Source organism: Arthrobacter humicola, from assembly GCF_022803015.1.
In the GTDB taxonomy this organism is placed as follows: Bacteria; Actinomycetota; Actinomycetes; order Actinomycetales; family Micrococcaceae; genus Arthrobacter; species Arthrobacter humicola_A.
The window spans coordinates 50,325-57,341 of record NZ_JAFKON010000016.1; the positions used below are offsets into that span (position 1 = coordinate 50,325).

Here is a 7,017-nt window from a genome sequence, read left to right on the forward strand (position 1 = left end):
AAAGACAGTTTAGAAACCCCGACCGGATGACCCGATCGGGGCTTCCTGTTGTTCAGTGAGACACTCCGATGCCAGGCTCAGCGGACTGAGTCCAGATACCGGGCAACTGCCTAGCGAGCCGGACCGCTCTTGGTCCGTTCCGCACCCACGGCCGCCCCTGTGCGGGTCTTCTTGGCTTTAGCTGCACTCTTGCCCATGGTGACCGCCGCGCGGGGGTGTGTGCCCTCACTGCGTTCTGCGGTGGCGCGCCCACGGACTTGTGCTTCGTTCGCTCCGGTTCCGGCCAAGGATGCGGCGAAAGCTTCCTGGCGTTCCGCTGAGCCATAGTCGGCGGCCGACGTCGCCTCAGTCTTCAGTCCCTGGTCTTTGAGCCGGCTGCTGTCGTTGCCGGTGACGCGGTTCTCGATCTCGCGGCCGACGCTTTCCATGCGGGCGAAGAGTTCCTTTTCGGCTTGCTCGTACCGCTGTTCCAGGTACTCCCACTGTTCGCTCTTGACACCGGCCGCGGCCAGAAGCCTGGCCTCGTGCATATTCTTGGCTGCTTGCACGAACTCCGGATCCTCGAAGTGCGCGTCGCCGGCGCCGTTGATGTTCGCGGTGGTCTCTTTGCGGAGCTGGTCGATGTCGGGACCGTTGATGCCGTCCTTGCCGATGAGGAACATGCGTTCCTTCACGATGGCGTCCGCTGCCTCTACCGCTGTAGGTGTCTTGGCGGTGTGGGCAGTCTGCAATGCCTGGGCCAGCTCGGGGTTGGCAAGGTATTCCACGGGCACCTGGTGGCGTTCCATTTCCGGGGCCAGTGTCGCGGCCTGGGCGCGGAGTTCTTCGGCGCGGGCCGCGGCGAGCAATCCCATGGCTTTCTCGTGTTCGGCGGCCGCCTTGCGTGTCTCTTCCTGGCTGCGTTCCAGTGCGTCCTGCCGTGCCTTTTCCGTGGTGATGGTCTGGATCCCTGATTCCAGGTAGGCGGCGTCCGCGCCGACGTCGCGGGTGTCGATGCCGTAGCGGGTGAGGACTTGCCTACGGATCTTTTCCGAGGCCGCGAGGGCGGTCGGGTCGTAGTCTTTCCAGCTCATCGCGACGGCGTGGGCCGTGGCGATGTCATGGGGCCGGGCCTTGTCCCACCACTGGTCCTTCTCTACCGGTGCCAGCGCCGCGTGTGCTGCACTGCGGTCTGTCGTGAGGCGGGCCTGCGCTTCGTGCGCTGCCTGTGCATCCTGGTGTTCCTGCTTGCGTTGGGACTCCTGCCGGCGACGGGCCAGCGTCTCGGCAATGCGGGACGCGATCATGAGGGACTGCCGCATTCCGCCGTCCAGCAGTTCGTCCATTCCGTCTGATTCACTCATCGTGCTCCCCTTGCAGTTGGTGGTAGTCGTTATCGGTCAAGTACGGGGCCCGAATCACGGCCCGTGTACTGGCGGGTCCTGGCCGGCGTTGGTGTGTTCGGCACTGCTGACCCTGGACGGATGGGCGCCATGCCACGCAGCCCAAGTTCTACGGAGTTCGATGCCGCTGCCTGTTCCGGTGCACCGACGGTGACCGGCCTGGGCATCGTCGCCGCGAACGGCTTCAGTTGTTCCGTGACGACGGCCCGGAGCCGCTGCGCTTCACGGGTCCGTCCGGACTGTTGGTGCATTTCGTGGATGGCAAAGGCAGTGTTGACCAACTGCAGCATGAGCGCCGACTGGGCGGCCGTCTTGTTCTTGCTGGACGCGGCCATGAACAACATGGCAGTGCCGGCAATGGACGGCAGGGCGACGGGCTTGCTGTGCTGGCGTGGTGCGCGGAGCTGGGCGGTGCGGGACAGTTCGGCGGCGGTGGCCGCCAGCGGACCCGGCGTCGGTTCGAGCCGGTGGGACCATGCCGCGAACGCGCCGGAGACTTCCCGCGCTGCCTTCGCCCAGGTCGCGTGATCATCACGGGGCAGGGTGCGCAGCTGCTCAACCAACGCGGTCGCGTTCCGGGTGTACTCCACCCACATTTCCGCCGGAGGTGTTCCGTTCTCGGGGCCGGTCCTGGACACGGTGCGCCTGTTGCGGGCTGCCGCGTTCCACTCAGCTGCAGCCTCTGTTGCAAGGTGCGGTGAGTCCATCCACTCTTCACGCAAAGCACCCAGCTTCAGGTCCGAGGCGAGGGTGCCGCCGCCGAACCAGATAGGCCGCTCGCCCTGCTTGGGGCGTTCGGCCACGGAGTAGCCAACGATGACCTCGGTGGTGTTCTTCGCATAGCGGGGTCGGACCAGCATCCCGGTGTCGCGGGCACGCCGGACGAACTCACCCTCTGTCGCGGAAGAGCTGGCGCTGGCACGGACTTTCCGGGCCAAAGAGGACCGGTGCATCTCCCGCTCGTCCCGGACAGCGGTGGCCTTCTCGGCCCGGTCGTAGCCGCGGGTGGCGTGCACGGTAGAGAGCTGTTCCAGCCCGTACTTGACCTCCAGCTCACGGCACGATTCCTGCGCCCTCTTGTAGTCCCCGTGGGTCGATGCTTTGGTGCCGTCTTCGCGGACCAGGGACACGGCCAGGTGGATGTGGTGGTTGCCGTTTTCACTCGTGCCGTGGTTGACCGCGGCCCACCGGCAGCGGGCCTTTCCGCTGGTTTCGGTGAAGCCCATGGAGTCCACGAAATCATTGGCGATATCGCCCCACTGCTGATCCGTCAGTGCGCCCTCTTCGGCACGCAGGCTCAGCGAGCAGTGCCACACGCTGGCGTCCTTGTAGCCGACGTGGACGCGCTCCTTCTTGGCCGCATCCCACTGCATGTCTTTGATCTGCACCGATACGCCATAAGCCTTGCGCGGACGGTCCAGATGCTTGGCGATAGCCAGGGCATCGTCGCGGTCCAGAACACCGTCGTCGTACCACGCCATGATCGCAGCGTCGCCGGCTACCAAGTGCGGATCGCTGTGTGCGTTCTTCGTCTTATTGGCGTCCGTAGAGGCCAGGTAAACCATGAGCCCGCCCATGCGCGAACCGCGGGTGATGTTCGGAATCATCTCTACATCAGCCCGTCTATGGCATCGTCGATGCGCATCGCAACAGAGCGGATGTGCTTCAACGCTTCGTGCGCCTCTGCGGGGAACTCGCTCGTGGCGTTGGCCTGCCGTGCGAGCTGGTTGATGTTGTTCGAAGAACGCGCCAGCAGATTGTGCAGGGACATCAGTTCCGCGATAGCTGCCCGCCGTTCGGTAGTCGTCTCCTGCGCCTCGGACAATGCCGAGGTAATCAGTAAGTTCGGGACGGTCACCTTCTCGCGTTCGGCCCTTGCAACAAGCGCAGCTTCCTCTTCCACAGTGACCCACAGGTCACGGCGCTTCTTGGTGCCGGCGGGAGTGTTCTCCCGACGTCGGCGCGACAGATTGAAACGGTGAGTGAATCCCTCATCCGACATTCAATCCATCCCTTCAAGGCCCAGCGCAGCGACCCCGGAACCGGGGACCACACTGACCAGTGTGCCGCACTCGACCGCCAGTGTCGAGCGCGACAAGCCACTTACACCCGTGTAAGTGTATAGCTTGCTCCGTACGGTCGACTTTGAGGGTTTTTTCGCCTTCCGCGCATGCTCTCCGAAACCTACTCTCGGGTGTCAGTCGTGGCCGGTAGGGTTTGGGCATGGACATCAACGACATTGCCGCAAAAGCCGCCGCGAAAATCGACGCCGCCAGGGACACCAAAGTAAACGCTGTGAAGAGGGCCGCTGCCAGCGGTGTCGAGGTCCAGGAGGCTGCCCAGCTGCTTGCCGCAGCAGAGCAGAAATACGCCAAGGACTACCACGCAGCGTTGCGCACAGACTGGACTGAATCCGACCTGCGCGGCTTCGGTCTGGACGCCCCCGCCAAAAAGGCCGGCGGCCGTCCGCGCGGCCGCAAGACCACGCACGAGTCCTCTCCCATTGCTGGCAGCTCCGAGTAGTAACCCCTCGCCCACATGGGCACGGCAAAAGCCCAATCGCTCCGCTGCTTTTCCCGCACACATCTGGACGACGGGACCCAGCTGACCGGCTGCACACAACCGCCAGGGAACCTCGGACTGGCACCTCGCCACCGGGACCGGCGGCCGTGCACATCCTGTGTTGTGGCCGGTCACCAGCGGCAACGTTTCCCATGGACCAAGACTCAGCGCCCCCCGCCGTCGGCCCGGGCGTTTGGCCAGGTCTTTTCAGCCATAGACCACAGGCCGCTCAGTGGGCAAACGCGAAGAAGGCCGGCATCCTTTTCAGGGGCCGGCCTTCTTCATGTCTGTATCTGGTTTAGTCTTACGCTGCCACGTCTTCTTCCCCGACCTGGCCCGCGGCGATGCGTTCGGCGGTCTTCGCGAACGCATCCTCGATGTACGCCATGAGGTCACTCTCGCGGAACCGGCTCCCAATTCTTGCCTTGGTTGTGCTTGCGGACATCCTATCTAGTTGATCCTTTGCCGGACTGCCGTGGCTGGGATAGGTTCGTCCTGCGTGCGGTGTCTCGGTTCCTCTTCCTTCTTTTTCATTTCCTTCTCAGCCTCATTCACCAGCTTCACCATCTTTTTCCAGTCAACCGAGCTCTCGGCGGTGAACTTTTGGGCAGACACGGATACCAGGAGTTGATGAAAGAGGTTCAGGAAGTATCGGCGTGCATCGTGGTAAGCCTCGCTTGTAGTGCTACCAAATGAGTAACTAGGAACCTCCGTAATGTCATCGAGTTTCTTGCCTTCTGACACTTCCATGGACAGGAACTTGTGCATCGAGATGCGTTCCGAAAGGTAGTGCGTCACGACATGCTGGGCCTGGTCCGCCAAGGTCTGGTTGCTTAGTAGACGGATGTGGATGAGATGCCGGTTCAGCTCCTGGGGCAGGTCTCCGGCAAGAATGGCCTTCTTTTTCTTGCGAAGTGCCTTCTCGGTGCTGGCAACGTCATCGGTGAGAACAAGCATGTCGATAACGGTGCTAACCAATTCCTCGTCCCAGCGGCGCCTATCCTCCTGCTTCTTCTTCCTGACATCTGACCGCCATAGGCTGACCGCTGCGATACCGGCAACGATAAGTGCACCTACGAAGGCTAGAACGGGAGCAAGCCACCCGATACCGGGGCTCGGAATGAAGTTCATGATGATGTCATTGGCAAGCATGATTTCAAGCTATCAGCGTGCCGGGTTCGCTTCTGCTGGCGAAGAGAACGGTCGTGGGCCTCCTGGTGCTTTCGTTCGGCGCGGATTCCGGCGTCTAGAGGGGGCGACCAAGCGGAGAGACATGCCCGGGTGCGGATCCTCTTAAAGGCGGAAGGGCCGGCGCCGTTGGGCGCCGGCCCTTCCTGGTGTTCCCTTGGGCAAAGGAAATATGTGGTCCAGCTTAGCTGAATGGTTTGTGGTGCTGCCGCGGGCTCGGTACCTCGTTGTTCCTGGTCCCGCGGCTGACGGTCCACCGGTTGCTTTGTCGCGGTTAATGGCGGTCCGTCGCTGGTGAGTGGCTGCTGTGGTTCGCCCTGGGCGGCGGACCGCCCCACTTCTGGACGGTTCCTGGCCCTGCTGGGGTGAGTGGGCCGGGCGGCTGCATTGGGGGATTCAGCCGCCCGGCCCACGTTTTGATTAGTCGGTGTCGGTGGTGTGCTTGTCGAGGATGATCTGCTCCACGGTGCTTGCCGTGTACCCCCAGTCGGTGAGCTGGTTCAGGTAGTGGAAGTGCCGCTTTTCGGCGGTCCGCCATGAGTCTTTCTGGATGGTCTTTTCATACCCTGCGCAGATCAGGGCGATGAGGGAGAACTCGGGCCGTGCGGTGGTTTTGGCGGTGTGGTCCCGGAGCGGGTTCCAGCCCCACCGGTCGGTGTTCTCCCCGGTCTTGGCCCCGATCATCTCGGTGGCGACCTTGCCGTCGTAGCCGCTGGCGGTTTCGGGGTCGTGGGTGATGGCGTGGACGGTGAAGTACTGCCAGCCCTTCGGCGCGGTCTTCCGCGACAGCAGGGTCTTCACAAATTCACGCCTGACCTTGGTGGCGCTTTCCATCTCGCGGTTATTGGCTATCAGGGTCTTCCGCTCGGCTTTCTGTTCCTCGGTCATCGGGCCTTTCTGGGCCTGCGTGCCGCCGTCGTAGCGTTCGTACTTCGGGGTGAAGCCCAGATCCTTCCAGCCGGTGATGACGGGGTTGGCTTTGTGCTGGCCCCGGTAGTCGGTGCTGATCAGGTAGGCGTTGGCGTCCTCGTCGGTGGCCGGTTCCCCGTCGGCCCGCTTCGCGGCCGAGACGTACAGGTTCTCTTCGTTGGCGTAGTGCCCGGCGTCCTCGACGATGGTCTTGCCGTCGGCCTCGAGTCCGGCGATGAGTGCGGAGAGGGCGGCGGCGTTGTCGCGGCGGTCCCGGAGCATCTGTGCGACGTGCAGGAGCTGATCGGGTTCGTCCGCGATCACGGACTCCAGTTCCTCGGTCGCGTCCTGGTCCCCTTCGAACTCGGCCATGATGAGCGCTTCATCAATGGTGTATCCCTTGCCCAGGGCGGCGGCTCCGGCGTCGGAGGACTTGGCTTTCAGTGCCCCTTCCACGGTGGTCTTGGTGCGCCCGGTCTTCTTGGCGATCGCGGCGGCTGACACGCCGATCAGGGACAGCTGGTGGTAGGCGTCCGCTTCGTCCGCTTCGGTCAGTTCGACGCGCTGGATGTTCTCCACGACCTGGGTCACGATGCGGTCGGCTTCCTCGGGGGACTCGATGATCATCACCGGGATGCTGGTGCGCCCGGCTTCGACGGCGGCGCGCGTGCGGCGCTGTCCCATCAGGACATGCACGCCTCCGTCGTCTTTGCGGTGGGCGATGACGGGTTCCATCACGCCGTGCTCTTTGATGCTGGCGATGAAGTCAGCGGTCAGGGCGGCGTCTTTGCGGACGTTGATGTCCACGGTCAGGGCGGCCGGGTCGAGCATTTCAAGGGTGGGTGTGGTGTTCATGGTGTTGCTCCTTTTTGCCCAAGGATTCGGCGGGTGGGGCGGCTCAGATGACCGGCCAGCGTCCCCTCTCCCCCCGTTGTTTTTTGGTTGCTGGCAAGCTCGCTTGCTCGGCGGCCGACGG

General features: G+C 63.4%; 7 protein-coding genes. 1 reads left to right on the forward strand and 6 read right to left on the reverse strand.

Annotated elements, in window-relative coordinates; genetic code table 11:
- Positions 1–110 precede the first annotated feature (110 nt).
- Genes ARTB_RS20225 through mobC form a run of 3 tightly spaced genes read right to left on the reverse strand, consistent with a single transcriptional unit; the run spans position 111 to position 3,384 of the window.
- Positions 111–1,343, reverse strand: coding sequence for a hypothetical protein (locus ARTB_RS20225; RefSeq protein ID WP_243182103.1), 1,233 nt, complete (start codon positions 1,341–1,343; stop codon positions 111–113).
- A gap of 29 nt (positions 1,344–1,372) precedes the next feature.
- Positions 1,373–2,989 carry a relaxase/mobilization nuclease domain-containing protein gene (locus ARTB_RS20230; RefSeq protein ID WP_243182104.1) on the reverse strand — a complete coding sequence of 539 codons (1,617 nt, stop codon included), beginning with the start codon at positions 2,987–2,989 and terminating at the stop codon, positions 1,373–1,375.
- 2 nt (positions 2,990–2,991) lie between these two features.
- Positions 2,992–3,384 carry a plasmid mobilization relaxosome protein MobC gene (gene mobC, locus ARTB_RS20235; RefSeq protein ID WP_243182105.1) on the reverse strand — a complete coding sequence of 131 codons (393 nt, stop codon included), beginning with the start codon at positions 3,382–3,384 and terminating at the stop codon, positions 2,992–2,994.
- A 221-nt stretch (positions 3,385–3,605) separates the two neighbouring features.
- On the opposite strand from mobC, the gene ARTB_RS20240 reads away from it, so the two are divergent.
- A complete protein-coding gene (locus ARTB_RS20240) occupies positions 3,606–3,905 on the forward strand; it encodes a hypothetical protein (RefSeq protein ID WP_243182106.1) in 300 nt (99 codons plus the stop codon).
- Positions 3,906–4,248: 343 nt separating this feature from the next.
- On the opposite strand, the gene ARTB_RS20245 is transcribed toward ARTB_RS20240, so the two are convergent.
- The 3 genes from ARTB_RS20245 to ARTB_RS20255 form a co-directional block, all read right to left on the reverse strand.
- Positions 4,249–4,389: a hypothetical protein gene (locus ARTB_RS20245; protein WP_243182107.1), complete on the reverse strand. Its 141-nt coding sequence runs from the start codon at positions 4,387–4,389 to the stop codon at positions 4,249–4,251.
- Positions 4,390–4,394: 5 nt separating this feature from the next.
- Positions 4,395–5,096 carry a hypothetical protein gene (locus ARTB_RS20250; protein ID WP_243182108.1) on the reverse strand — a complete coding sequence of 234 codons (702 nt, stop codon included), beginning with the start codon at positions 5,094–5,096 and terminating at the stop codon, positions 4,395–4,397.
- Between the two features lie 456 nt (positions 5,097–5,552).
- Positions 5,553–6,896, reverse strand: coding sequence for a ParB/RepB/Spo0J family partition protein (locus ARTB_RS20255; RefSeq protein WP_243182109.1), 1,344 nt, complete (start codon positions 6,894–6,896; stop codon positions 5,553–5,555).
- Positions 6,897–7,017 lie beyond the last annotated feature (121 nt).

Bases quoted from the DNA above. Each gene is read 5' to 3' on its own strand.
- ARTB_RS20225 (WP_243182103.1), bottom strand. From the start codon at position 1,343: ATGAGTGAATCAGACGGAATGGACGAACTGCTGGACGGCGGAATGCGG.
- ARTB_RS20230 (WP_243182104.1), bottom strand. From the start codon at position 2,989: ATGATTCCGAACATCACCCGCGGTTCGCGCATGGGCGGGCTCATGGTT.
- mobC (WP_243182105.1), bottom strand. From the start codon at position 3,384: ATGTCGGATGAGGGATTCACTCACCGTTTCAATCTGTCGCGCCGACGT.
- ARTB_RS20240 (WP_243182106.1), top strand. From the start codon at position 3,606: ATGGACATCAACGACATTGCCGCAAAAGCCGCCGCGAAAATCGACGCC.
- ARTB_RS20245 (WP_243182107.1), bottom strand. From the start codon at position 4,389: ATGTCCGCAAGCACAACCAAGGCAAGAATTGGGAGCCGGTTCCGCGAG.
- ARTB_RS20250 (WP_243182108.1), bottom strand. From the start codon at position 5,096: ATGCTTGCCAATGACATCATCATGAACTTCATTCCGAGCCCCGGTATC.
- ARTB_RS20255 (WP_243182109.1), bottom strand. From the start codon at position 6,896: ATGAACACCACACCCACCCTTGAAATGCTCGACCCGGCCGCCCTGACC.